Here is a 24,979-nt window from a genome sequence, read left to right as displayed (position 1 = left end):
GACAGGAATCCTTGGCAATGCCCGACTGGCAGCAGGCCATCGCCGTCGCGTGGCCGCTGCTGGTGGCACTGCTGCTGGGCCTGCTGCTGCGCACCGCACTGCTCGCGATCGCGCGCCGCGCCGGCGCGCACGCGGAAACACACACCTTCGCGCGCGTAGTGCGGGTGATCGCCATCCCCGCCGCCCTCGCCCTGCCCCTGCTGTTCCTGGCGATCGCGGCCCGCGCCACCCCGCTGCCGGCGGACACCGTCGCCCGGTTGCAGCACTGGCTCGGCATCGGCGTTCTGCTGTGCATGGTGTGGCTGGCGGTGCGCGTGGTCGAAGCGCTGCAGGCGCGCATCCTGCGCGAGCACCCGGTCGACATCGAGGACAACCTCGCCGCACGCCGCATCCAGACCCAGACGCGGGTGATCGCGCGCGTGGCCCAGGGCGCGATCATCCTGGTCGGCGTGGCGCTGGCGCTGATGACCTTCCCCGCGATCCGCCAGATCGGCGCCACCCTGCTGGCGTCGGCCGGCATCATCGGCCTGGTCGCCGGTATCGCCGCCAAGCCGGTGTTCGGCAACCTCATCGCCGGCCTGCAGATCGCGCTGGCGCAGCCGATCCGGCTCGACGACGTGGTGATCGTGGAAGGCGAGTGGGGCCGCATCGAGGAGATCACCAGCACCTATGTGGTGGTGCGCGTCTGGGACGAGCGAAGGCTGGTGGTGCCGCTGCAGTGGTTCATCGAGAACCCGTTCCAGAACTGGACGCGCACCAGCGCGCAGCTGCTCGGCACCGCTTTCCTGTGGCTGGACTACCGCACGCCGATGGCGGACGTGCGCGCCCAGCTGCAGCGGATCTGCGAAGAGGATCCGCGATGGGACGGGCGCGTATGCATCGCCCAGGTCACCGAGACCGCCGAGCACACGATCCAGGTGCGCCTGCTGGTGAGCGCGCGCAACTCGGGCGACCTGTTCGACCTGCGCTGCGTGGTGCGCGAGCGCATGATCGACTATCTCAACCGCTGCCATCCGCAGGCCCTGCCGCGGCTGCGTGCGGATCTGTCGCGCGAGGATCACGCCGCGCCCCAGGTCGCGGCGTCGGCCGGGCCGGAGACGGCCGACACCACCTCGCCCGGCGCGGAGGATGGCCTGGGCGACCTCGCCGCAGCCGAGCCTCAGGCGCCACCAGCGGCCAGCTGAATCGGCCACGACCACCCCACGCCGCGCGACGCATGCTTCACCGCGCGCGCCCTATATCTGCATCTTCCTTTCCCGATCGACTGCCATGTCCAATCATCCAGAACTGCGCACCGTGCCCCAGGTCGACATCTCCCGCTACATGGGTACCTGGTACGAGATCGCGCGCCTGCCCATGCGCCACGAGCCGGAGGACGGCACCGACATCTCGGCGACCTATACGCTGGAAGCCGACGGTTCGGTGGAGGTGCGCAACCGCATGCGCCGCAACGGCGAGATGGAGGAATCGGTTGGCCGCGCCACGGCCGTCGACGACACCGGAAGCAAGCTCGAGGTGAGCTTCCTGCCCGAAGGCCTGCGCTGGATTCCCTTCACCAAGGGCGACTACTGGATCATCGCGCTCGATCCCGCCTATACGGTCGCGCTGGTCGGCAGCCCCGACCGCAAGTACCTGTGGTTGCTGTCGCGCGAACCCGCCCTGGACGAGGTGACGCGCAACCACTACTGCGCCGTGGCACGCCAGCAGGGATTCGATCTCGAACCGCTGATCCGGACGCCGCACACGGGGCAGCCGACGGCCTGATCGCCCGGCGGCAGTGCGGTCGCCGTGCTGGTTCGCGGAAGATCCCGCGCTCAAGACGCGCGGGATGCGCGCCCCCCGGCACCGGATTCAAGCAGCACTCACCCGCATCCCGCCAGTCTCCCCGCATGCAGACATCCCACCGTCGGCGGGCGCGTTCGCTGGCCGACATCAATCGCGAGGCCTACATCTACTTCGGCGCCGGCGCCACGGTAGCCTGGCAGATGGCCATGCCCGGCGTGGGCTGGGGCGTGGCCGAGCACAGCCAGACCCTGCAGCGTCCGCTCGATCGCCTGCGCGCCACGATGGGCTATGTGTATGCGGTGACGCTGGGCACGGACGCCGATCGCGCGCGCATCGCCGACCACGTCAACCGTGCGCATCGGCCCGTGCATGGCGAGGGGTACAGCGCGTTCGACCACGACCTGCAGCTGTGGGTGGCCGCAACGCTGTACCGCGGCGCGCTGGACGTGCACGCGCTGTTCGCCGGGCCGGTCGCGCCGGAGGATCGCGAGGCCCTCTACCGCGAAGCCTGGGCCTTCGGACGCACGCTGCAGGTGCGCGACGAGCAATGGCCACCCGACGCGGCGGCGTTCGACCGCTGGTGGGACGCGCAGCTGCGGCAGCGCCTGGCGGTAGACGCGCCGGTGCGCGCCTACATGCATGCCGTGCTGGATGCGCGCAGCGCACCGTGGTACCTGCGGCCCGCGATGCCGCTGCAACGTTTCGTCACCCGCGGGCTGCTGCCGGCGCGGCTGCGTGCGCTGTTCGGGTTCGACTGGAGCGCGCGCGACGAACGGCGCTGGCGCCGCTTCCGCCGCTGGGCGCCACGACTGTACTGGTCGCTGCCGCGCAAGCTGCGGCAGTGGCCGGCGGCGTACTACCTGGGCCAGTTGCGCAAGGGCGTGTGAACCCGCGCAGGCGCCGCGTCAGCTGTCGTCGGCCACCGCGCCTGCTCCCCCTCCGGCAGTGTCCTGGTGCGTCGGCGCCGGCTCCGCCAGCAGTTCGTTGAGCAGCGCGATCGTTTCGGCGGACCCTTCTTCGGAGTATCCGCGCCGTACCGCGGCCAGTTCGCCGGCCTTGTCGAACACGAACATGTGCGGAACGCTGTCGACGCCGAACGCCTCCGACAGCGCACCGTCCCGGTCGTGCGTCCAGGTGACCGGCGAGGTGCGCAGCGTGCGACGGACGCGCCGGTAATCGGCCGCGGACTCCTTGAAGTTGACCACCACCACGCGCAGGCGCTCCGCGCCCACGGCTTGCTGGACATGGTCGAGCAGGGCGAACTGCTTGCGGCAGTAGCCGCACCACGACGCCCAGAAGCTCACCACCAGCACCTTGCCGCGATGTTCGGACACGTGGATCCGTTCGCCCTCGGGCGTGGTGCCGATCAGGTCGACCGGCGGCCGCTCGCCGACGGCGGGTTGGGCCTGGGCCAGGCCGGCAAGGCACAGCGCCAGCAGGACGGCCGCCTGGCGGATCCTCCGGTACGTTCCCATCTCCGTGCTCCCCTGCGCATCCCGCGCCGGTCCACGATCCTGCGGCGCCGCCGGGACGTCAAGGCAGGTGGGCGGTCCCGTCGCGCTGCGGGCCGTCGGCGCCCTGCGCGAACACCAGGCCCGGCCTGCCTACTCGGCCGCCTCGGGCGCCGACATCGCCTTGCTGTACATGCCGGAGCGGTCGAAGCAGCAGGCGCGCCGCTTCCCGGAGGCGAGCATGTCGCAGGCGGTGGCGATGCGCTTGACCCGGGTGTCGGCGCGCTTGCCCGAGCCGATCCAGTGGATCCAGTCGCGGCGCGCGACCGCGGTGATGTCGTCCCAGGTGACGCGCGCGGCGGGATGCGCCTTCAGCGCCGCCGCCAGATCCGGCGGCACCGCCGGCTCGGGTTCCTCCGCCATCGGTGCGAACGCGAGCGCCACCGTGTCGCCCACCGCCACGCCCGCCGCTTCGCGCAGGGCGGCCTCGACCCGCAGCCAGTGGCCGCCCTGTCCGTCCGGCGACAGCGTGGCCTGAAAGGGCTGGCCGGCGAAGCGTCCTTCCACGCTCACCATGCCGCGCGACGGCAGGCGCGCGCTGGTCGCGGCGGGCAGCACGAGGAAACTCCAGTCCGCGCCAGCCGGCGCGGCGGGCCGGCGCAGGCGCGCCTTGCAGCGGAGGAGGGAGGGGCTGGCCATGGCCGCAGCCTAGCAGCTGCGACTGCATGCCTGGCGGACCGCCGCTAGACTGCGCCGACCCAGGGGGGAGAGCGATGGACCAACCGGACGCATCCACGCCCGCGGCGCAGGAGGGCGCAGCGGCACAGCCCAGCCGCGTCGCCTTCGAGCGCCTGCGCGAGCGGACCGACGAGCTGGAACTGCTGGTCTCGGGCCTGTTCGCCTTCGCCCTGCTCACCCTGCCCGGGCGCGTGTTCGACGCCTGGGTGCGCGCCAGCATCCATGTCGACGGCGCGCTCGACCTTGCGCTCCGCTTCGGTTTCCAGATCGGCGTGGGGCTGGGTTACGCGCTGGGCGTGGCCTTCCTGGCGCACCTCGCCATCCGCGCCTACTGGATCGGCCTGATCGGCCTGAAGTCGACCTTTCCCGAGGGGATCCGCTGGGAAAAGGTCCCGCTGATCGGCAGCGTGAGCCGGCCCTGGTACCAGCGCCAGGTCGGCGACCTCGGCGCAACCATCGACCGCGTCGACCGCGCGGCCTCGATCCTGTTCGCGATGACCACGCTGGTCGCGCTGCTGCTGCTCTAGGTGGGCCTGCAGGCCGGCCTGGGGCTGCTGCTGTGCGGCCTGGTCGGCAGCCTGTTCGAGGATCGCGAGCGTGCGACCTTCATCGCCATCGGCGTGGGATACGCGCTCTTCCTCGCGGTTGGCATGATGCCGGTGCTGCTCGACCGCATCATCGCCCGACGCGAAGCCGCGGGCAGGCCAGCCGACCGGCTGCGCCGCCTGACCGAGCGCCTGCTGCGCCTGCTGGGCTGGATCTTCCCGCAGCGCCTGATCTCGGCCGTGCAGTTCACCCTGCAGAGCAACCTGCCCGGCCGCGGGTTCATGGCGGTCCACATCGCCGTGTTCGTCCTGGCCATGACCTCGAGCCTGGTGCTGATCCTGGACTCCGCGCGGCTGGCGCTGTTCGACAGCTACGAGGTGCTGACCACCGAGGCGGTGGACCACGGCATGCTCGGCGCGCATTACGAGTCGCTGCGCGGCGAGGGCGACCGGATGGCGTTCTATCCGATGATCCCGTCCGACCGCGTGTCCGACACCCACCTGCGGCTGTTCATCCCGCACCGCCCGCAGCGCGACATCCCGCTGGCCCGCGAACGCTGCGGCGGGCTGCGCGGCGGCCACAACGAGGCGCGCGGCAGCGAGGCGGCCAGCGCCGGCCACGCCTGCCTCGCGGCCATGTGGACGGTGACGCTGGACGGCGCGCCGGTGCCGTTGGACGCGTTCGTCGTCGCCGAACGCCGCGACCTCGGCATGCGCGGCCTGCTCGGCTACATCGAAGTCTCCGGCCTGCGCCCCGGCCTGCATCGGCTGCGCCTGGAGTGGAACGCGGAGGGCGGCGAACGCGGCACGCTGCGCCGGCGCGAGTACCTGATCCCGTTCTGGTTCACGCCCGGGGTGGACCAGGCCGCGGCCGCTGCGCCTTGAGCCGCTTGCGCCGCGCTTGAAATGGCCGCGGGCGAACGCATATCCGGCCGCTGGACAGTCCCCGCACGGAATCCGCCCATGACCGCGAACACCGAGACCCGCAAGTTCGAAGCCGAAGTCGCCCAGGTGCTGCACCTGGTCACGCATTCGCTGTACTCGCACAAGGAGATCTTCCTGCGCGAGCTGATCTCCAACGCCTCCGACGCCTGCGACAAGCTGCGCTTCGAGTCCATCGCCACGCCCGGACTGCTGGCCGGCGAGTCCGAGCTGCGCATCGACGTGAGCTGGGACAAGGACGCGCGCACGATCACCATCCGCGACACCGGCATCGGCATGAGCCGCGACGAAGTGGTGGCGAACATCGGCAGCATCGCCAGCTCCGGTACGCGCCGCTTCCTGGAGGCGCTGGGCAGCGAGCAGAAGGCGGACGCGCGCCTGATCGGACAGTTCGGCGTGGGCTTCTATTCGGCCTTCGTGGTGGCCGACCGCGTCACCGTGCTGACCCGCCGCGCCGGCGAGCCGGCCGAGGCGGGCGTGCGCTGGGAAAGCGACGGCCGCGGCGAGTACACGCTCGAACCGGTCCCGCTCGAGGAGCGCGGCACCACCGTCGTCCTGCACCTGAAGGACGGCGAGGACGAGTTCCTCGACGGCTGGAAGCTGCGCGCGCTGGTGCGCAAGTACTCCGACCACGTCGCCTTCCCGATCCGCATGCCGAAGGACGCTGTTTCCGCAGGCGACGAGGAAGAGGCCAAGGCCGAGGCCGCGCCGGAATGGGAAACGGCCAACGACGCCTCCGCGCTGTGGACCCGCCCGAAGTCGGAGATCAGCGACGAGGAATACCAGCACTTCTACAAATCGCTGGGCCACGACTTCAACGATGCCGCGGCCTGGTCGCACAACCGGGTCGAGGGCAGCCAGAGCTTCACCACCCTGCTCTACATCCCCTCGCAGCCGCCGATCGACCTGATGATGGGCGGGCGCGACGAGCGCAAGGGGCTGAAGCTGTACATCAAGCGCGTCTTCATCATGGATGCCGCCGAGGAGCTGCTGCCCAACTACCTGCGCTTCGTGCGCGGCGTGGTCGATGCCGACGACCTGCCGCTCAACGTCAGCCGCGAGATCCTGCAGCACAACCGCCAGCTCGAGCGCATCAGGGGCGCCTGCGTGAAGCGCGTGCTGGACCTGATCGAGAAGCTGGCGCGCGACGAGCCGGAGAAGTTCGCCGCCTTCCTCAAGGCCTTCGGCAACACGCTCAAGGAGGGCATCGTCGAGGACCACGGCAACCGCGAGCGGATCGCGAAGCTGCTGCGGTTCGCATCCACCAATGGCGAGGGCGAAGCGCGCACGGTGTCGCTGGACGACTACGTCGCACGCATGGTCGAGGGCCAGGACGCGATCTGGTACGTCACCGCCGACGGCTACCGCGCCGCCGCCGGGAGCCCGCAGCTGGAGCGTTTCCGCGCCAAGGACATCGAGGTGCTGCTGATGTCCGACCGCATCGACGAGTGGATGCTCGGCCACCTGCGCGAATACGACGGCAAGCCGCTCAGGCACATCGCCAAGGGCGAGCTGCCGCTGGACGACGCGGAGAAGGCCAGGCAGGCCGAGGCTGCCGAGGCGGCGGCGCCGCTGCTGGCGCGGGTCAAGTCGCTGCTGGACGGGCAGGTGGAGGACGTGCGCGTATCGGCACGGCTGACCGATTCGCCCTCGTGCCTGGCGCTGTCGGAATGGGAGATGGCGCCGCACCTGGCGCACCTGCTGCGCGAAGCCGGCCAGGACGTGCCCGAGCAGAAGCCGACCCTCGAGATCAACCCGCAGCACGCGCTGGCGCACAGGCTGCTGGGCGAACACGACGATGCCCGGGCCGCCGACCTGGCCCATCTGCTGCTGGAGCAGGCGCAGCTGGCCTCGGGCGCGCCGCTGGCGGATCCCGCGGCGTTCGTGCAGAGGATGAACCGGCTGCTGGCGGGTTGAGCAGCCGCTCGCTGCGTCGATTGCAGGGCACGACGCTGCGACCCGCCCGCCGGCGACGAAGAGTCGACCCGGCTGGCTGAAGCGTCGATGCGCCCGCCCTGGGCCACGCCGGGCGGGGGCCTGCGCTATCGTCGGCGCTCCCGCCCCGCGAGGCCGACATGCCGTTCCTCCACACGCATCGATCCGCTGCACTGGCACTGGCCTGCGTCCTCGCGCTTGCCGGCTGCCAGGCGCACACGCAGGACCCGCCTGCCGGCACCTCGCCCGGGGCCGCTGTTCCCGACGGCGTCTATGCGATGTCCCAGCCGCCAGGCTCGGAACTGCGCGTGGTGGTCCTGCCGGGTCGGTCGGGCGAGTACCGGATCGAGGTCCATGGCGTCGGCGATCCCGACGCTGGCGCCGGCGCCGGCGCGGACTGCCGCGCGGTGGCCGAAGGGCCGCTGGTCGGCGGCCGCATCGATGCGCGGCTGCTGCCGTTCGATAGCGAGGCGGGCGGGCTCGACGAGGCCGACCTCCAGGAGGCGCCACGACTCCTGCTGACCCTGGACGGCGATGTCGCCACGCTGGAAGGCGCATTCGCGCACTGCCCGATGGCCACCGCCATGGCGGGCAGCTACCGCAGGACCGCGGCGGCCAGGCTGCTGACCGGCTGTCCGCCGTTGCCTGCCGCCTGCTGGAACCGCGACTGAGCCACCCGGCCTCGGGTCCGCCCGAGATGCGCCAGGCCGCCGCCCGCGCTATTGCTGCGCGATCCCGCAGGCGGAACACCGGCATGGACAGCAACGGCGTCGACGGCAGCGACACGCACGACCTTACCTGCGAGGTGGAGGCCAACGCGCAGGCGTCCGGCACCGACACCGCGACGGCGCGCTCCGACGCGCTGGACGCATTCGACGCCCTGGCTTTCGACAATCCCGCCGCGCAGCGCGCGGTCGCCGATGCGATCGCGACGCAGACGCCGATCGCGCTGTCCGGCCCGGTCTGCTACACGATGCAGCCCGGACAGACGCTCCAGGACGTGGCCACCGCCTTCGGCACCACGGTGCGCGAACTGGCGCTGGCCAACGACATCGCCAATCCCGAAACCGTGCAGCCGGGCCAGACCCTCAGCGTGCCCCCGCCGCAAGACAAGCCGGCGACCGGGTCGCTGTCGGAACAGTACGAAACCAGTGGTCGTGGCCCCGGCACCGTGTCCACGGGGCGCGGCGATCGCGGCGGCGTGTCCTACGGCAGCTACCAGCTCGCCACCAACGCCGGCCGGCCGCAGGAGTTCCTGGCCGAGGAGGGCGCGCGCTGGGCGGCGGAGTTCGCCGGCCAGCGCCCGGGCACCGAAGCCTTCAGCCAGACCTGGCGCGAGATCGCCGCGCGCGAACCGGCGGCCTTCCAGCAGGCGCAGCACGACTACATCGAGCGCACCCATTACGAGGTGCAGGCCGCCCGCGTGCAGGAGCGGACCACGATCGCCGGCGTCGACGGCGGCATCGCCACGCCGGGCGTGGACCTGTCGCAGCATTCGCGCGCGCTGCAGAACGTGGCCTGGTCCACCGCGGTCCAGCACGGGCCGCGCAGCGGCATCGTCGCGGGCGCCATCGCCGAGGTGCGCGCCGCCGGCATCCAGGACTGGGACCCCGGCTTCGACCGCGCGGTGATCGATGCGGTCTATGCCGAACGCGGCCGGGTCGATGGCAACGGCACGCTCGTGCACTTCAGCGGCAGCCGTGCCGACGTGCAGGCCGGCGTGGCCGCGCGCTTCGTCGACGAACGCGCCGACGCGATCGCGGCACTGCAGGCCGAGGACCTGGCGCTGCGCGAGTCGCTGGGGCAGTAGCCGCCGACGCCGTCGCAGGGCCATCCCGTGCTCCGCCAGCGCGTCGCAGCCGGGCCGGTTCGGTCCTGCGTGCCAGCCCGGGCGGAACGCGTGCGGTCCGCGCGCGCGATCGGGCTAGCGCGCGCGCCGGGAACGCCGTTGCGCACGCTCGGCCAGCAGGCCGGGCTCGTTGACTGCCTGCACGCGCGCGGCATCCAGCGCTTCGGCGAGGTAGCGCGCATTGGCGCCGCCCAGCCAGATCGGCACGTCGCCGGGCAGGCCCTCGTGCAGCAGGCGCAGCTCGGCCAGGGCAGCGCGCGCCTGCCCGGGGTCGATCGAACTCAGCGCCACGGCCGAAGCGTCCAGCCGCTCGGCCACGCGCAGGAGTTCGGCCGCGGGCAATTCGGTGCCCAGGTAGAGCACCGGCGCGCCGGCCTCGTGCGCGAGCAGCGCGGCACCCAGCAGGCCGAGCTCGTGCGGCTCGCCGGGCAGGGTGGCGAACAGCATGCGCGGCCTCGCCTCGCGCGGGTGCTGGTTGAGGATCGACAGCAGGCGCGCGCGCAGCAGGCTGCTCACCAGCCGCTCCTGGGCAATGGCCAGGCGGCCGTCCGCCCAGCGCACGCCCACCTCGCGCAGCAGCGGCATCACCACGCGCGTGACCAGGATCGAGACCGGCAGCGTGGCGATCGCCACCGACAGGTCGCGGTCGAACTCGTCCACCCGGTATTCGGCCACCGCATCCAGCATGCGCCCGGGCAACGCCTCCACGGCGCCGTAGCCGGCGCTGCGGCCCTCGTCGAGCAGGCGGTCCAGGGCCCCGTCGTCGAGCCCGGCCAGGTCGCGGATCGGATGGCCACGCCCGGTCAGGCGGTGCAGGCGGGCCAGACGTTCGACCATCGCGCTGTCGTACAGGCGCCGGCCCTTGGCGTCGCGATGCGGCACCACCGCCACATGCCGGCGCTCCCAGGCACGCAGGGTCTCTGGGGTGAGGCCGCTCAGCTCGGCGGCTGCCTTGACCGGGAACATGCCGGGGATTGTACAACCTTCGTACATGTACAGCTTGTACAGACGGCTAACGCACGCGGATCGAGACTGGCGCCCTCACCCGATCCGGAGTTCGTCATGAAGCTGTCCACCGCCATCCGCTCCCCCCGCGTCCGTCCCCTGCTGCTGGCCCTGTCGCTGGGCCTGGCCGCGCCGCTGGCGTTCGCCGGCGGGGACGGCACCGCCAAGCCCGCCGCCGCGGCCAAGGCGCAGGCCGACATCGTCGATACCGCCGTCGCGGCCGGCCAGTTCAAGACCCTGGCCGCCGCCCTGCAGGCCGCTGGGCTGGTGGAGACCCTCAAGGGCAGCGGCCCGTTCACCGTGTTCGCGCCGACCGACGCCGCGTTCGCCGCACTGCCGACCGGCACGGTCGAGAACCTGCTCAAGCCCGAGAACAAGGATCAGCTGGTCGCCGTGCTGACCTATCACGTGGTGCCTGGGCGCTATCCCGCCGCGCGCGTCGCCACGCTCAGCGAGGCTGCCACCGTCAACGGCGCCACCGTCGACATCAGCGCCGCCGGCACCGGGGTGACGGTCGAGGACGCGCGCGTGGTGACCGCCGACGTCAATGCCACCAACGGCGTCATCCACGTCATCGACAAGGTCCTGATCCCGGGCGGCTGAGCCCATTCCCTACCGCTGGAGAGTCCCGTGAAAGCACTCAACCTCATCACCCTGCTGCTGGTCATCGTCGGCGGCATCAACTGGGGCCTGGTCGGCGCCCTGCAGTTCGACCTCGTGGCCGCGATCTTCGGTGGCCAGGCCGCGCCGATGGCGCGCGTGGTCTACGCGCTGGTCGGCCTGTCGGCGCTGTGGCAGATCATGCCCCTGCTGAAGGCCGCTGGTAGCGACGAAGTCCGCGCACAGGCGCATCGCTGAGCTGTCCTCCCGTGCCGCCGCCCGATCCCCTGGACGGGCGGCGGCTTCTTTTTGCGCGACGGAGCGCCGACTGCGGGCCGGCACGACACCCGACCTGGCAGGACGGTCGCGATGCAGGCCGGGTATCTGCGTCGCAGGCTCGCCGCAGGCATGCGCCACATCCCCGGCTGCGGCGTCCGGGTGAATGCCTGGCCCTCGCGGGTTCAGGTTCCACGTCGGCTTCATCGACCTGCGCTGAAAGTGGGCGGCACTTTTCCAAGGAGTTATGCGATGAGTACCGACAAGAAGATCCAGCACACGCTCAACGACCTGATCGAGATCGCACGCGACGGCAGCGAGTTCTACACCGAAGCAGCCGGCAAGGTGGACAAGCCGGAACTGGCCAGCCTGTTCCGGACGATGGCCGGTCACAAGCGCGAGATCGTGAGCGGCCTGACCGCCGACGTGGCCGCGGTGGGCGGCGATCCCGCCGATCACGGCACCATGGTCGGCACCATGCGACAGGTGTACGCCAAGGCGCGCGCCGCCATGGGCGATACCGATTACGCCTATGTCGCCGAGCTGGAGGAACTCGAGGACCGTCTGCTCGACGCGTTCAGGGACACCGTCGAGGACAGCGGCACGCCGGCCGCGGCCAAGGCCGCCGCGCAGAAGTACATGCCGCGCGTGATCGAGTGCCACGACATCATGCGCAGCCGCAAGCTGGCGCTGAAGCACGCTGGCTGATCGTCGGCCCGGATCGCGAAGACATCGACAGGCCCCGGTTGCCGTGGCCTGTCCTTGTCCAGCCACGGTGCGATACCGGGCAGCTTCTGCATTGGCCGGCCGTCGCGACAGCCGTTGTCGTCTGCTTAAGCGTCGCTGCGCAGCGCTGCCAGCCGGCGTCCGGCCGTCCCAAACGGAGCCCGACCTCACCGCCGCGTTAATGCGGCGGTGCTAGGCTCGAAACATGCCCGCCCCACAGGTCAACAACGCGCCTGCACCTTCCGAGGCCGATGCCATCCGCGGCCTGCGCGACCTGTATGCGCAGGTGCGCAACCGCAGCCGCGCACTGGCCGCACCGCTGAGTGCGGAAGATGCACAGCTGCAGTCCATGCCCGACGCCAGTCCGGCCAAATGGCACCTGGCGCACACCACCTGGTTCTTTGCGCGCTTCGTGCTCGACGAAGCGGATGCGATCCCGCCGGGCTGGGACGTGCTGTTCAACAGCTATTACGTCGGCGCAGGCGAACGCCATCCGCGCGCGCAGCGCGGCCTGCTTGCACGCCCCCGGCTCGAGGACGTGCTGGCCTGGCGCGAGGACGTCGACGCACGCGTGCTGCGTGCGCTGGAGACCGGACGGCTCGAGCCGTCCGCGCAGGACGTGCTGCTGCTGGGCGTCCACCATGAGCAGCAGCACCAGGAGCTGCTGCTGACCGACATCAAGCACGCGCTGTGGTGCAACCCGCTTGCGCCGGCCTATCGCGAGGATCTGCCACGCGGCGAATCCGCGCCGGCTGTGGCCGATGGGACACCGGGGTGGCTGCGCCGCGAGGAAGCCATCATCGAGATCGGCGCTCCGCGCTGGCCCGGCGACGGCGCCGGCTTTGCCTACGACAACGAAACGCCACGCCATCGCGTGCTGCTGCGGCCGCACGCCATCGCGCGTCGGGCGGTGTCCAACCTCGAGTACGCCGCTTTCGTCGCCGACGGCGGCTATCGCACGCCCACGCTCTGGCTCAGCGACGGCTGGGACCTGGCGCAGCGCGAGGGCTGGTGCCGTCCGCTGTACTGGCACGCCGATGGCCTGCGCGAGTTCACCCTGGGCGGCTGGCGCGAACGCGAGCCGCACGCGCCGGCATGCCATCTGAGCTACTACGAAGCCGATGCCTACGCCCGCTGGGCCGGCGCGCGGCTGCCGACGGAAGCCGAATGGGAAGCCGCTGCCGCCACATGCGTGGTGGACGGCAACTTCGCCGACGATGCGGCGCCGCTGCATCCGCAGGCGCCTCGCCCCGCCAGGGCCTCGGCCGCAACGCCGCAGGACCTGTTCGGCAACGTCTGGGAGTGGACCGCCAGCGCCTACGCCGCCTATCCCGGATTCCGGCCGCTGCCCGGCACCCTGGGCGAATACAACGGCAAGTTCATGAGCGGCCAGCAGGTGCTGCGCGGCGGCAGCTGCGCCACCCCGCGCGGCCACGTGCGCGCCAGCTACCGCAACTTCTTCCCGCCGCACGCGCGCTGGCAGTTTTCCGGCCTGCGCCTGGCAAAGGATCTCGATTGAGCCACGCCCCCGAACTGACCGACCTGCACCCCAGCACCGACGACATCGCGGGCGACGTGCTGCGCGGCCTCGCGGCCAGCCCCAAGCGCCTGCCCTCGAAGTACTTCTACGACCAGCGCGGATCGGAACTGTTCGAAGCCATCACCCGCCAGCCCGAGTACTACCTCACCCGGGTGGAGCTCGCCCTGCTGGCCGACCGCGGCGCCGAAATCGCCGCCGCCGTTGGTCCGCGCGTGCACGTGGTGGAGCCCGGCAGCGGCAGCGGCCGCAAGACCCGGCTGCTGCTGGATGCGCTGGAGGATCCGGTGGCCTATACGCCCATCGATATCTCGCGCAGTGCGCTGACCGCCAGCGCCGGGCGCCTGGACCGCGAGTTCGACGATGTCGAGGTGCTGCCGGTGCTGGCCGACTTCACCCGGCCGGTGCCGCTGCCCACGCCCTCGCGTCCGGCCGCCTCCGCGCTGGTGTTCTTCCCCGGCTCCACCCTCGGCAACTTCACCCGCGACGAATCGGTGCGCCTGCTCGGCGCGATGCGCGCCACCATGGGCGAGAACGGCGCCGCACTGCTCGGCCTGGACCTGGAGAAGGATCCTGCGATCGTCGAGGCCGCGTACAACGATGCCGCCGGCATCACCGCCGAGTTCACCCTCAACCTGCTGCGTCGCCTCAATCGCGACGTCGGCAGCGACTTCGATCTGGACGCCTTCGCCCATCGCGCGCGCTATGTCGCGGACGAAGGCCGCATCGTCACCACGCTCGAGAGCCTGCGCGAGCAGGACGTGACGGTCGAGGGTCGCCGCTTCCGCTTCGCCACGGGCGAGCGGATGCACGTGGAGCAGAGCCAGAAATACACCGACGCGCGCATCGCCGACCTGGCCGCGGAGGCCGGGCTGCGCGTGGTGGACGGGTGGAACGATGCCCGGGACTGGTTCGGACTGCGGCTGCTGCGGGTGGCGTGACGGCCCGCCGCGCCCTAGGATCTGCGCCCGGAGCGCGGCCACCGCTTCCGGCTGATCCCAACCTCGAGAGCGTCCGCGATGATCCATCCAGACCACGAGTTCGACCCCGACGACAACTTCCGGGCCGACGCCGAGCGTGCCGAGATCGACGACGACGCCGGCACCGAGGCTCTGGTGTGGCAGCTGTTGCTGATCATCAATCCTGGCGACGAGGACGCGGCCCTGCAGCAGTTCGCCGCCTTCCAGGAAGCGCTGGGCAACGGCGACGCCGACGATCTCGACCTGCCCGACGTGTTGCGCCACGTAACCGACTGGAAGTCGGGCTTCCACATCGAAGAATCCGACCCCGGCGCGCTCATCGAATGCCTGGTCGAGCTGGCCTCGCGCTTCAACCTCGACCTCGACTGGGGCGTGGACGACCCGGCCGACGACGAATTCCTGGCGACCGCCAGCGCCAGCGCGCTGCTGGAAACCGCCTACGATCAGCTGCGCCTCGATGGCTACACCCTGTGGACCTGGGACACCGGCACCGACGCGGTCGCGGGCTGGATGTCGCTGAGCAGCGACGACGACGGCGTGCGGACGATCGCGCCGGCGCTGGGATTCGACGCGAGGCCGACGGGAGCGTAAGCGCGGGTGCGGCGCGCCGTGACCGGCGTGGCGTTGTCGCGTTCAGCGCAGCGCGCATCGCATCCGGCGATGCTGTCGGCCCTGGCTGGAGATCCTTGTCGATGGCCCTGCTGTTCGCACTGCTGGCGGTCCTGTTCGCCTGGGCGTCCGGCGCGCTGCAGCTGTGGCCGCGCACGCGCCGGGCGGGCGACGTGCTGCCTTGGCTGGGTGGCGCGCTGGCGTTGTCGGTCGCGGCCTGCGTCGTTCTTGGCATCGCCGGCATGCTGCTGCCGCTGGACAGCTGGCAGTCGCCATCCAATGGCCAGGCCCTGCATCGCCTGTTGGGCGAGGGCACGCTGGCGATGCGACGCACCGGCTGGGCGCCGCTCGATCGGGCTGCGAACGCCTATCTCAACCTCGACATCGCCTGGAGCCTGCTGGCGCTGTGCGGGGCGTCCATGCATGGCCTGGTGTTCTGGGCCGGCGTCGCCGAGCGTCGCCGGCAGGCGCACGTGCGTCGCGCGCGCTGAGCGGTGCGCAAGCCCGGTCCGTGTGCCGTGGCGGTGCCGCCTCGGGCGTGAAAGCGCGCTCGCGCGATGCCGTTCGCGCAAGGTCGCTCCCGGATGACCCGCGGCGCCGCTCGCTGGTGCCGCATCCCGCGGCTGCCTTCGCCGATGGCGGAGGGCCGCCCGTTCCCGCGCCATGGCGGCGGACGCCGCCTGGGCGGATGGACCCGCCCGTCGCGGGTTACGTCCGCGACCGCGTGGCGCCCGGGCCAGCGCGCGCGATTCGTGGCGACATGCGCGGGCCGGGTTCGCGGCTCCTCGCACGACCTGTCTATGATCCCTGCAGCTCGAGCCGGAACACGACCCGGGCGCAGCCCGCTGCGCCCTACCACACCATGCATGCGTCTTTCCCGATGATGCCGGCGCCCGCCACGCGCCGGCGCGATCCCGCGGCGACACGTGCGCGCGCGGCCTTCCGCGGCGCTTCGCTGCGCCATGTCGCCATCCTGCTGCTGGCGCTGTCCGCGTTCGCCCTCGGCGGCTGCACGATGGTCGAGGTCCGGTCGCAGGATGCCAGCGCCTACATCGCCGCCAAGCGCGGCGACATGCTCACCACCGGACGGCCGAGTGCGCTCACCTCCGAGACCATCCGGGTGGCAGGCCTCGAGGAGTCCGCCTGCGGTACGCCGGCGCTGGACTGCATCCACGCGCTGGCCGCGATCCGCGGCATCGCCGACGAGCGCAGGTTCGCGGCGCTGTCCGAACTGTGGCTGCAGCAGGCCATCGTCGCGTCGCGCGCAACGCCCGACGAGCCGCAGATCGGGCTGTGGCTGGAAGCGGCGCGCCGCGCCTACGCCTACCTGTTCTTCAGCGAACGCAGCCCCGGCGAGCGCGCCTTCGAAGATCGCCAGACCCAGGTGCGCGACTACTACAACTACGCCGCCCAGCAGGCCGCCATCGAACTGTTCGAGCTCGCGTCCTCGCAGCCCGCCCAGGCGGGCACATCCCTCCCCGGCCTCATGCAGTACGCGGGCTGGGACATCGAGGTGGCGCTGGGCAGCGTGCGGCTGCCCGAGGGCGTGGCGCTGCCCAAGGCGCTGGTGCCGGCGACGACCCTCAGCTTCGATGGCCTGCGCAGCACCTACCGGCGCGACGGCTTCGGCGCCGAGCTGGTCGCGATCATGGCCGACGATGCGGTGGCGGCGGTCCCGTCGGCCGCCCCCGTGCCCGGGCCGGACGACACGGGAGCGCGGCGCCCGTCGCGACCGCGACCGCCGGGCTGGAGCGAGATGCCCTCGCCAAGCGTCACGCTGCTGTTCCGGTTTCCGGGCGAGGACCTGGCCGCGATCCTGTCTACCCGCAAGGTGCTGGTGAGCGCACACGACCCGTACCGGGACGCTGACATCGAACTGCACGGCCAACGCGTGCCGCTGGCGGCCAACTTCACCGCCGGCTATGGCCTGTGGCTGGCCCGGTCGGATTTCGCGAGGCAGTCGCTGCGCACCCTGCTGGGCAGGGAGCAGGGCATCGACCGGCCGCACCTGTACCTGATGCAGCCCTACGACCCGGACCGGCGCATCATCCTGATGATCCACGGCCTGGCCAGCAGCCCCGAGGCCTGGGTGAACGTGGCCAACGAGATCATGGGCGATGCGACCCTGCGCCGGAACTTCCAGGTCTGGCAGGTCTACTACCCGACCAACGCCCCGATCGCACTGAACCATTTCGCGATCCGCAGGATCGTGGAGGACGCGCTGCGGCACTTCGATCCCGAGGCCACGGCTGCGGCCTCGCGCGACATCGTGCTGATCGGCCACAGCATGGGCGGGGTGATCGCACGGCTGATGGTGTCCTCCTCGGGCGAGACGCTCTGGCGGGAGCTGATCGAAAGCCGCCAGCTCGACGACGCACGCGCCGCGCGGGTGACGCGCCGGCTGGGGCCGGTGCTGCGCTTCGAGCCGCAGCCCGCGATCCGGCGCGCGATCTTCATCGCCGCGCCGCACCGCGGTACCGACGTGGCCGGCAACCGCCTCGGGCGCTGGATCTCGCGGCTGGTGCGGCTGCCGCTGACCGTGCTGCAGGGGTTCGGCGAGGTGCTGGAAGACCGGGCCCAGCCCGGCCCTGCCACCGGCGAGCGCCCGCCCCGGGTGCCCAACAGCATCGACAACCTCGACAGGAACGATCCCTTCATCCGCGCGGCGGCCGAGCTGCCCATTTCCCCGCAGGTGCGGCATCACTCGATCATCGCCAGGCGCAAGCCGGAGATTCCGCTGGCCGAATCCGACGACGGCCTGGTGCCCTATCGCAGCGCGCACCTCGAGGGCGCGGTGTCCGAGAAGGTCATCGCCTCCGGCCACAGCGTGCAGGAGACGGCCCCCGCCATCCTCGAGATCCGCCGCATCCTGCACGGGCACCTGGAGGACGCGGCGACCGCGCCAGACCGGCCCTGAGCGACGCGACGGCGCAGCGCGCGCCTGCATCCTGGCGAATCCGACACGGGCGAACCGCGCAACGCCCTAGCCCTCGGCGCGAAACCTCCGCACATGCTCGACCAGGGCGCGCAGTTTCGGCGGCAGGTTGCGACGGCTCGGGTAGTAGAGGTAGAAGCCGTCAAACGGCGGCAGGTAATCCTCGAGCAGGGCCACCAGCTCACCGCTGCGCAACCAGCGGCGGTAGTTCTCCTCCAGGCCGAAGGTGATGCCGCCGCCGGCCAGCGCGGCGCGCAGCATCAGGCGCAGGTCGTTGGTGGTGACCTGGGCGGCGACATCGACCTCGAACTCGCGTCCGTCCTCGCTGAACTCCCAGCGATACGGCGCGACCTGCGGCGCGGGACGCCAACCGATGCAGCGATGCCGGACCAGGTCGCGCGGATGGGCCGGCGCGCCATGCTGTTCGACATAGGCCGGCGCGGCCACGGCCACCTGGCGCTGCGGACCGGTGAGCGGCACGGCCACCATGTCCTGCTCGATCACCTCGCCCAGGCGCACGCCGGCATCGAAGCCGCCGGCGACGAGATCGATGGGATCGTCGCTGACGGTGACGTCCAGGGTGATGCCCGGATGCGCCTGGGCGAAGCCGGCCACGAACGGGCCGGACAAAAAGCGCTCGGCGATCGAGGACACGTTGACCCGCAGCAGGCCGCGCGGCGGGCCGTCGTCCAGCGCGTCCTCCATGGCCGCAGCCACCGTGCGCAGCGGGCCGGCCACCTGCCGGTGCAGCCGTTCGCCGGCCTCGGTGAGCCGCACGCTGCGGGTGGACCGCTGCACCAGGGCCACGCCCAGCATGTCCTCGAGCCGGCGGATGCCCTGGCTGACCGCGGAACGGGTGACGCCCAGCACGTCGGCCGCGGCGCGGAAGCTGGCCGTCTCGGCCACGGCCAGGAACATGCGCAACAGGTTGAGATCGGTTGCCATTGGTTAGCAAGTCTAACCAATGAGTCCAGCGCCAGGCGGGTTCTGGCGACAGTCGCTGAGGACTACCGTGTCTGGGCGGGTTCGACGAGCCGCCTTCCCCCAACCAGAGGACATCGACATGAACCATCTCCAGGACAAGATCGTGCTGATCACCGGTGCCAGCAGCGGCATCGGCGAAACCACCGCCCGCCTGCTGGCCGAGCGCGGCGCCACCGTGGTGCTCGGCGCGCGCCGCACCGACCGGCTCGATGCGCTGGTGGCCGACATCGCCGCCGCGGGCGGCCAGGCCATTTCGCGCGCGCTGGATGTCACCTCGCGCGAGGATGTGCAGGCCTTCGCCGACCACGCGATCGCGCGGTTCGGCCGTATCGACGTGCTGGTCAACAACGCCGGCCTGATGCCGCTCTCGCCGTTGTCGGCGCTCAAGCTCGACGAATGGGACCGGATGATCGACGTGAACATCCGCGGCGTGCTGCACGGTATCGCGGCGGTGCTGCCGACCATGGAACGGCAGGGCCACGGCCACGTAGTGAACGTGTCCTCGATCGCCGGGCTGTTCGTGATGCCGACCGCGGCGGTCTACAGCGCGACCAAGTACGCCGTGCGCGCGATCTCCGAAGGTCTGCGCATGGAGAGTCAGGTGGTGCGCGTGACCTGCGTCTACCCGGGCGCGGTGGAGTCCGAGCTGGCCAACACGATCACCCATGCCGACACGGCGAAGGCGATCGACGGCTTCCGCCAGATCGCACTCAAGTCGGACGCGATCGCAGAGGCCATCGCGCATGCGGTCGGCCAGCCGCCCGAAGTGGACACCACCGACATCGTGGTGCGCCACCTGCGGAGCCCGGCGTGAGTCCGCTCGCGCTGCATCGCCAAGGCCCTGGACCCGCACGCCTGCCGGCGCGGAACGGCCGGCATCCACCGCGCCTGCGCCGGGCGGCCATCGCCCTCGCCGCCGGCCTGCTGGTCGCGCTGCCGTGGGCGGCGGCACGCGCCGCCATGGCGTCGCCGCCAGTGGCGGTCGGCGATGTCGCGATGGCGAACGCCGCCGCGGTGCGCGCGGCGTTCGACGCCTGGGCAGCGGGCACGGGCAATGTCTTCGACCTGCTGCATGAGGACGTGGTGTGGACGGTGGCCGGGCACAGTCCGGTCTCCGCCACCTACAGCTCGCGCGAAGCGTTCATGGCCCGCGCGGTGACCCCGATCACCGCAAAGCTCGCCACGCCGATCCAGCCCAGGCTGCGCTCGCTGGTCGCGCAGGGCGACACGGTGGTGGCGGTCTGGGACGGCGTGGCCACCACGCATGCCGGACATCCCTACCGCAACAGCTACGCCTGGCACATGGTGCTGGCCGAGGGACGGATCGTCCGGGTGATGGCCTTCCTCGACACCTGGGCCCTGCAGACACTGATGCAGGAGTGAGGCAGGCCGCGTGCACGTCCCGCGCGGCGCGAACGGACTCGCAGCATTGCGCCCTCTCCGGCGCGTGGGAGAGGGCGCGCTTGCGGACAGATGGCGCCTTGCTGGCGCCAGCGTCGCGACGCTCGCCTTGAAGTCCGACTGCGGCTCGATTGCGACAGCGACAGCGAGTGGTCCACGCCCTGCCTGGTCCGGCAAGCGCACCGGACGCCCCGCGCAACGCGGCGGATATCACTCCACCTGCGCCTCGTAGTCGTCTCGGACGTGCTGGTTGATGTAGGTATTGAGGCCGTCACCGGCCTCGGCCAGGCGCTGCATCTCGATCACATGCAAGGCGCCCGGATGCCTGGCGGTGTAGCGGTAGGTGCCGCCGCGGCGGAAGCGGACCAGGATCCAGTCCGGGCCCACCTCGTAGGCGACCACGCCGGACTCGCCGGCACCTCCCCGGTAAGGTGTCACGCCTGCTTTCCTCGAGTGCGGTCTTCGATTGTTAGCACGGCGGGCGTGTGCAGCTGCTCAAGGCAGGCATGTGGCTGCAGCGTCCAACGCCTGGCAGCGATGCAGCGGACGGTCACCGTGGCTGTCAGATGCGCAAGCTTCGGCAACACCTTTGGGCGTACCCCTGTGCTGCGGGCCCTGCACGGCATCGACCCGCTGCAGATGTTCCAGGCGCGCATGGGTCCGTCGCCGCAGCGCTGACGGTCGGCGCCGGGAGCGCCCAGCCCGCAGCGGCCCGGGCGACCCTGCCTGCGCAGCGCATGTCGACCTGCCGGATCGGCATCGCCCGGCGCTGCGCGGCGTCATGACTCACGACGCGATGTCGACCGCGGCGTCCGCGCGAGCATCGCCCGACGCCAGCGCGATGGCGTCTGCGCCAGCCGGAAAGTGCAGGCGCGGCGACGTATCGCGGGCGGCGCGCCACACCGCTTCGGCGACATCCTCGGGCCGGGTATGGGCGGCCATCTGGCCGAAGCCTGCGAACGCTTCGGCGGCAAACGGCGCATAGGCTTCGGGCACCAGCCCGGCCATGCGCCCGACGCCGTTCTCCGCGAAGCGCGTGTCCGGGCAATAGCCGGGCGCAACCAGCTTCACCCGGAGCCCGAGCCCGGCCAGTTCCAGCGCCAGCGATGCGCTGAAGCCTGCGATCGCGGCCTTGCTGGCGGTATAAGCCGCCACCAGCGGGAAGGGCGCCAGCGTCGCGCTGGAGGTGACGTTGACGATCGCGCCCGCGCCGCGTTCGCGCATGCGCGGGATCGCCGCCTGGCACAGCGCCATCGTGCCGAAGGTGTTGGTTTCGAAGATCTCGCGCACGGTGGCCATCGGCGTGGCTTCGAACGCTCCGAACAGCCCGAGGCCGGCGTTGTTGACCAGCACGTCGATGGGCCCGGCGGCATCGAGCGCACTGTCGAGGCTGCCGACGTCGGTGACGTCCAGCGCCAGCACGCGCACGCCGGCAGGCAGCAGGTCGGCGCGCGGCCGGCGCATGGTGGCGACCACGCGCCAGCCCTCGGCGTGGAAATGGCGGGCGGTGGCCAGGCCGTAGCCGGACGAGCAGCCGGTGATCAGGACGGTATGCATGGGACTTCCTTCGTGGTTTGACGGGGAGGCCAGCATCGGCGAGGCTGGGCGGACGTTCGATAGCTGGCGATCCGCTTTTCTTTCGCAGGAGTCCGGAGATGGCCGATCCGCTGTCGCAGCTCATCAATCTGCTGCATCCGCGCGCGGCCTTCGCCAACGTGATCAGCGGCAAGGGCGACTGGGCGGTGCGTTTCGCTGCCCATGGCCGCCCCGGCTTCTGCATCGTGCTGGCCGGCCATTGCCGGCTGGCGGTGGACGGACAGGTGCCGCTGACCCTTGCGGCCGGCGACTTCGTCCTGCTGCCGACGACACCGGCGTTCACCCTGTCCAGCGCAGACGCGATGCGCCCGGTGCTGCTGGACCCTGCCGACCTGCCCAGCGACGGCAGCGAGGTACGCTACGGCGCGGCCGGCGACGCACCCGACATGCGCTCGCTCGGCGGCAGCTTCGAGTTCGCCGACGCCGACCCGGCCCTGCTGGTCTCGCTGCTTCCGACCGTGGTGCACGTGCGCGGCGTGGCACGGCTGTCGCAGCTGGTGGAAATGGTGGCCGCCGAGACGGTCGCGCCGCGCCCGGGCGGCGCCGCGGTCCTGGCCCGGCTGGCGGAGCTGATGCTGATCGAAGCCATGCGCGCCACCAGCGGTGGCGACGCTCCGCCGGGCCTGCTCAAGGGCCTGGGCGACCCACGCCTGGCGGTGGCGCTGCAGCGCATGCACGCGCGCATCGAGCATCGCTGGACCGTGGACGAACTGGCCCGGGCCGCGTCGCTGTCGCGCTCGAGTTTCTTCGAACGCTTCACCCGCACGGTCGGCGTGGCACCGATGGAGTACCTGCTGCGCTGGCGCATGGAAATCGCCAGGAACCTGCTGCGGCGCGGCGAGCTGACCGCGGCGCAGATCGCCGAGCGCGTGGGCTATGGCTCGGCCAGCGCCTTCAGCGTCGCATTCCGGCGACAGGTCGGGCTGGCGCCGGGGCGGTTTGCGGGGATGGCGCGCCCGCCGGACGCGCGGTGACGGGCACGCCCGTTCGCGGGTGCCGCAGGGCGCGCCGATCCGGGGCGGCAACCCGCAGCTGGACTGCGACAAAGACGGGATCGGCTGCGAACCCCGTATCGGGGACGCCAGGTGAGCCGGTGGCGGCACAGGTCGAGCCGTCCAGGCCGGTGCTTGCCATTGCCCAGGCACCGCAGCCGGCGGGGCCTGGGACGGGATGGCTTGCAGCAGCGTCCGCGGCCGGTGCCAGGACTTCACACCACACGCTGAAGGGCGTTCTTGAGGCGCTCCGGGCAAAGCCCGAACTGCGCCCCTCAAGGGCGCTACCGGGTCCGGCCTGCCGTAGCGGGATGTGCTACAATTACTGCAGTTCCGCGTACTTTTGCCGCCAATCACTTCGTTTTTGACGAAGTTTTGGCCCGCCGTGGCCGCGGGTTGGCGCCGCCCTCGCGAACACCATGCCCGGCATCGGCAGGAACGGAGCGCCGCTCCGGTCGGCGCGTCCGACGTGTTTTCCAGCAGTCGACCGGGTGCAGCCCGCAGCAGCGGGCCTTCGCGCGCCTGCCCGCGGGCGCGCCACGACACCAGAGGAGACCCACCCGTCATGACCCAACGCATCGCCGTCCTCGGCGCCGGCCCCAGTGGCCTGGCCCAGCTGCGAGCCTTCGACGCCGCCCGCCGCGCGGGCGCCGATGTCCCCGAGATCGTCTGCTTCGAAAAACAGTCCGACCTGGGCGGGATGTGGAACTACACCTGGCGCACCGGCCTGGACCAGCACGGCGAACCGGTGCACGCGAGCATGTACCGCTACCTCTGGTCGAACGGCCCCAAGGAATGCCTGGAGTTCGCCGACTACAGCTTCGAGGAGCACTTCGGCCGCCCGATCGCCTCGTACCCGCCGCGCCCGGTGCTGCGCGACTACATCATGGGCCGCATCGAGCGCAGCAACCTGCGCCACCAGATCCGCTTCAACACGGCCGTGCATTCGGTCGAGTACAGCGAACAGACGGGCAAGTTCACCGTCACCGTGCGCGAGCTCGAGGACGACCGCATGGTGAGCGAGGAGTTCGACTGGGTGGTGGTCGCCACCGGCCACTTCTCCACGCCCAATGCGCCGGCGTTCGAGGGCCTGTCGCAGTTCCCCGGCCGCGTACTGCACGCGCACGACTTCCGCGATGCCTGCGAGTTCGCCGGCAAGGACCTGCTGCTGGTCGGCAGCAGCTATTCGGCCGAGGACATCGGCACCCAGTGCTACAAGTACGGCGCGAAGTCGGTGACCTTCAGCTACCGCAGTTCGCCGATGGGCTACGACTGGCCGGAAGCCTTCGACGAGCGTCCGCTGCTGGTCCGCGTGGATGGCAGCGCCGCGCACTTCGCCGACGGCAGCAGCAAGGACGTGGACGCGATCGTGCTGTGCACCGGCTACCAGCACCACTTCCCGTTCCTGCCCGACGAGCTGAGCCTGCGCACGAAGAACCGGCTGTATCCGCAGGGCCTGTACAAGGGCGTGTTCTGGATCGACAACCCGAAGCTCGTCTACCTGGGCATGCAGGACCAGTACTACACCTTCAACATGTTCGACGCGCAAGCCTGGTTCGCGCGCGACGTGATCCTGGGCCACGCCGCGCTGCCCGATGCGGAGGCCATGCGCGCCGACAGTGAGGCCTGGTTCGCGCGCGAGAACGCCTGCGCCGACCACGACGACGACATCGATTTCCAGGCCGCCTACGTGCGCGACCTGGTCGACCGCACCGACTACCCGGACTTCGCGATCGAGACGGTGGCCGGCATGTTCAAGCAGTGGCTGCGCGACAAGCAGGCCGGCATCCTCGACTACCGCGACAAGAGCTACCGCTCCACGATCACCGGCACGCTGGCGCCGCCGCACCACACGCGCTGGATGCAGGCGATGGACGATTCGCTGCAGGCCTTCCTCGAGAACTCCAGCGAACTGGAAGACCAGTTGGAGGTGCGGCGCCCGGCAGCCCCGGCGGTGGCGCGTCCTGACAACGCAGCGGCCCAGCCTCAGCCCCAGCGCCGCAGCGCCTGAACCCCAGGCGACGCCGGCTACGGCATCGGGTGGCGGGAGCGCGCTTGCGCGCGAAAAGCGTTCGCGACCAAGTTCGCTCCCA

At 71.3% G+C, this 24,979-nt stretch carries 27 protein-coding genes; 21 read left to right on the top strand and 6 right to left on the bottom strand.

The genetic code is table 11. From position 1 onward, the window contains the following. The first annotated feature begins 17 nt into the window (after positions 1-17). The 3 genes from ACQYVW_RS09240 (at position 18) to ACQYVW_RS09230 (ending at position 2,672) form a co-directional block, all read left to right on the top strand. On the top strand, positions 18-1,184 hold the full coding sequence (locus tag ACQYVW_RS09240) for a mechanosensitive ion channel family protein (protein ID WP_434935161.1): 1,167 nt from the start codon (positions 18-20) through the stop codon (positions 1,182-1,184). An 85-nt stretch (positions 1,185-1,269) separates the two neighbouring features. Continuing rightward, positions 1,270-1,764: a lipocalin family protein gene (locus ACQYVW_RS09235; RefSeq protein WP_434935159.1), complete on the top strand. Its 495-nt coding sequence runs from the start codon at positions 1,270-1,272 to the stop codon at positions 1,762-1,764. A 125-nt stretch (positions 1,765-1,889) separates the two neighbouring features. Beyond that, entirely contained in the window at positions 1,890-2,672 is a 783-nt protein-coding gene (locus tag ACQYVW_RS09230) for an oxygenase MpaB family protein (protein WP_434935158.1), read from the top strand. Positions 2,673-2,690: 18 nt separating this feature from the next. Here the strand turns inward: ACQYVW_RS09230 and ACQYVW_RS09225 are convergent, their stop codons facing one another. Both ACQYVW_RS09225 and ACQYVW_RS09220 read right to left on the bottom strand, forming a co-directional pair. Further along, the gene (locus ACQYVW_RS09225) at positions 2,691-3,260 is read right to left on the bottom strand and encodes a TlpA family protein disulfide reductase (protein WP_434946769.1); all 570 of its coding nucleotides are present in this window, start codon (positions 3,258-3,260) and stop codon (positions 2,691-2,693) included. 129 nt (positions 3,261-3,389) lie between these two features. Further along, a complete protein-coding gene (locus tag ACQYVW_RS09220) occupies positions 3,390-3,935 on the bottom strand; it encodes a YdeI/OmpD-associated family protein (protein WP_434946768.1) in 546 nt (181 codons plus the stop codon). Between the two features lie 74 nt (positions 3,936-4,009). Between ACQYVW_RS09220 and ACQYVW_RS09215 the strand changes: the two genes are divergently transcribed. From ACQYVW_RS09215 to ACQYVW_RS09195, 5 genes are all read left to right on the top strand, one after another. After that, entirely contained in the window at positions 4,010-4,501 is a 492-nt protein-coding gene (locus ACQYVW_RS09215; RefSeq protein WP_434935153.1) for a hypothetical protein, read from the top strand. Next, positions 4,502-5,404: a hypothetical protein gene (locus ACQYVW_RS09210; protein WP_434946767.1), complete on the top strand. Its 903-nt coding sequence runs from the start codon at positions 4,502-4,504 to the stop codon at positions 5,402-5,404. 78 nt (positions 5,405-5,482) lie between these two features. Next, complete coding sequence (htpG, locus tag ACQYVW_RS09205) at positions 5,483-7,378, top strand: molecular chaperone HtpG (protein WP_434946766.1); 1,896 nt, start codon at positions 5,483-5,485, stop codon at positions 7,376-7,378. Between the two features lie 296 nt (positions 7,379-7,674). Then, on the top strand, positions 7,675-8,067 hold the full coding sequence (locus ACQYVW_RS09200) for a hypothetical protein (RefSeq protein ID WP_434935789.1): 393 nt from the start codon (positions 7,675-7,677) through the stop codon (positions 8,065-8,067). Between the two features lie 83 nt (positions 8,068-8,150). After that, entirely contained in the window at positions 8,151-9,206 is a 1,056-nt protein-coding gene (locus tag ACQYVW_RS09195; protein WP_434946765.1) for a LysM peptidoglycan-binding domain-containing protein, read from the top strand. 114 nt (positions 9,207-9,320) lie between these two features. Here the strand turns inward: ACQYVW_RS09195 and ACQYVW_RS09190 are convergent, their stop codons facing one another. After that, positions 9,321-10,211, bottom strand: coding sequence for a MerR family transcriptional regulator (locus tag ACQYVW_RS09190; protein WP_434946764.1), 891 nt, complete (start codon positions 10,209-10,211; stop codon positions 9,321-9,323). A gap of 96 nt (positions 10,212-10,307) precedes the next feature. On the opposite strand from ACQYVW_RS09190, the gene ACQYVW_RS09185 reads away from it, so the two are divergent. The 8 genes from ACQYVW_RS09185 to ACQYVW_RS09150 all read left to right on the top strand — a co-directional run bounded on the left by ACQYVW_RS09185 (position 10,308) and on the right by ACQYVW_RS09150 (position 17,895). After that, positions 10,308-10,853, top strand: a complete 546-nt coding sequence (locus ACQYVW_RS09185; protein WP_434946762.1) for a fasciclin domain-containing protein — start codon at positions 10,308-10,310, stop codon at positions 10,851-10,853. A 27-nt stretch (positions 10,854-10,880) separates the two neighbouring features. Continuing rightward, on the top strand, positions 10,881-11,108 hold the full coding sequence (locus tag ACQYVW_RS09180) for a DUF378 domain-containing protein (RefSeq protein WP_434946761.1): 228 nt from the start codon (positions 10,881-10,883) through the stop codon (positions 11,106-11,108). A 270-nt stretch (positions 11,109-11,378) separates the two neighbouring features. Then, complete coding sequence (locus ACQYVW_RS09175) at positions 11,379-11,834, top strand: PA2169 family four-helix-bundle protein (RefSeq protein ID WP_434935797.1); 456 nt, start codon at positions 11,379-11,381, stop codon at positions 11,832-11,834. Between the two features lie 223 nt (positions 11,835-12,057). Beyond that, the gene (gene egtB / locus ACQYVW_RS09170) at positions 12,058-13,371 is read left to right on the top strand and encodes an ergothioneine biosynthesis protein EgtB (RefSeq protein WP_434935799.1); all 1,314 of its coding nucleotides are present in this window, start codon (positions 12,058-12,060) and stop codon (positions 13,369-13,371) included. After that, positions 13,368-14,330, top strand: a complete 963-nt coding sequence (gene egtD / locus ACQYVW_RS09165) for an L-histidine N(alpha)-methyltransferase (RefSeq protein WP_434935800.1) — start codon at positions 13,368-13,370, stop codon at positions 14,328-14,330. Before egtB ends, egtD begins: the two co-directional genes overlap by 4 nt. 78 nt (positions 14,331-14,408) lie before the next feature. Continuing rightward, on the top strand, positions 14,409-14,960 hold the full coding sequence (locus ACQYVW_RS09160) for a DUF6630 family protein (RefSeq protein WP_434946760.1): 552 nt from the start codon (positions 14,409-14,411) through the stop codon (positions 14,958-14,960). Positions 14,961-15,061: 101 nt separating this feature from the next. Beyond that, positions 15,062-15,469 (top strand): hypothetical protein, encoded by a 408-nt coding sequence (locus tag ACQYVW_RS09155; RefSeq protein ID WP_434946759.1) that lies wholly within the window; start codon positions 15,062-15,064, stop codon positions 15,467-15,469. Positions 15,470-15,840: 371 nt separating this feature from the next. Then, positions 15,841-17,895, top strand: a complete 2,055-nt coding sequence (locus ACQYVW_RS09150) for an esterase/lipase family protein (RefSeq protein ID WP_434946758.1) — start codon at positions 15,841-15,843, stop codon at positions 17,893-17,895. 66 nt (positions 17,896-17,961) lie between these two features. Here ACQYVW_RS09150 and ACQYVW_RS09145 read toward each other — a convergent pair whose 3' ends face one another. Then, the gene (locus tag ACQYVW_RS09145; protein ID WP_434946757.1) at positions 17,962-18,858 is read right to left on the bottom strand and encodes a LysR family transcriptional regulator; all 897 of its coding nucleotides are present in this window, start codon (positions 18,856-18,858) and stop codon (positions 17,962-17,964) included. Between the two features lie 118 nt (positions 18,859-18,976). Between ACQYVW_RS09145 and ACQYVW_RS09140 the strand changes: the two genes are divergently transcribed. Then, positions 18,977-19,711 (top strand): SDR family oxidoreductase, encoded by a 735-nt coding sequence (locus tag ACQYVW_RS09140; RefSeq protein WP_434936633.1) that lies wholly within the window; start codon positions 18,977-18,979, stop codon positions 19,709-19,711. Further along, positions 19,708-20,280 (top strand): nuclear transport factor 2 family protein, encoded by a 573-nt coding sequence (locus ACQYVW_RS09135; RefSeq protein ID WP_434946756.1) that lies wholly within the window; start codon positions 19,708-19,710, stop codon positions 20,278-20,280. Before ACQYVW_RS09140 ends, ACQYVW_RS09135 begins: the two co-directional genes overlap by 4 nt. A 228-nt stretch (positions 20,281-20,508) precedes the next feature. Here the strand turns inward: ACQYVW_RS09135 and ACQYVW_RS09130 are convergent, their stop codons facing one another. Further along, positions 20,509-20,736 carry a hypothetical protein gene (locus tag ACQYVW_RS09130; protein ID WP_434932600.1) on the bottom strand — a complete coding sequence of 76 codons (228 nt, stop codon included), beginning with the start codon at positions 20,734-20,736 and terminating at the stop codon, positions 20,509-20,511. A gap of 117 nt (positions 20,737-20,853) precedes the next feature. Between ACQYVW_RS09130 and ACQYVW_RS09125 the strand changes: the two genes are divergently transcribed. Further along, the gene (locus ACQYVW_RS09125; protein ID WP_434932601.1) at positions 20,854-20,976 is read left to right on the top strand and encodes a hypothetical protein; all 123 of its coding nucleotides are present in this window, start codon (positions 20,854-20,856) and stop codon (positions 20,974-20,976) included. A 108-nt stretch (positions 20,977-21,084) separates the two neighbouring features. Here ACQYVW_RS09125 and ACQYVW_RS09120 read toward each other — a convergent pair whose 3' ends face one another. After that, complete coding sequence (locus ACQYVW_RS09120; RefSeq protein ID WP_434946755.1) at positions 21,085-21,855, bottom strand: SDR family oxidoreductase; 771 nt, start codon at positions 21,853-21,855, stop codon at positions 21,085-21,087. A 98-nt stretch (positions 21,856-21,953) separates the two neighbouring features. Between ACQYVW_RS09120 and ACQYVW_RS09115 the strand changes: the two genes are divergently transcribed. Further along, entirely contained in the window at positions 21,954-22,868 is a 915-nt protein-coding gene (locus ACQYVW_RS09115; protein WP_434946754.1) for an AraC family transcriptional regulator, read from the top strand. Between the two features lie 583 nt (positions 22,869-23,451). After that, positions 23,452-24,897: a trimethylamine monooxygenase gene (locus ACQYVW_RS09110; protein ID WP_434946753.1), complete on the top strand. Its 1,446-nt coding sequence runs from the start codon at positions 23,452-23,454 to the stop codon at positions 24,895-24,897. The last annotated feature ends 82 nt before the right edge of the window (positions 24,898-24,979 follow it).

The sequence above is a fragment of the Luteimonas campi genome (assembly GCF_051162505.1).
In the GTDB taxonomy this organism is placed as follows: domain Bacteria; phylum Pseudomonadota; class Gammaproteobacteria; order Xanthomonadales; family Xanthomonadaceae; genus Luteimonas.
The sequence above is the reverse complement of the archived record's forward strand: the minus strand, read 5'-3'. Positions and strand labels throughout refer to the sequence as shown.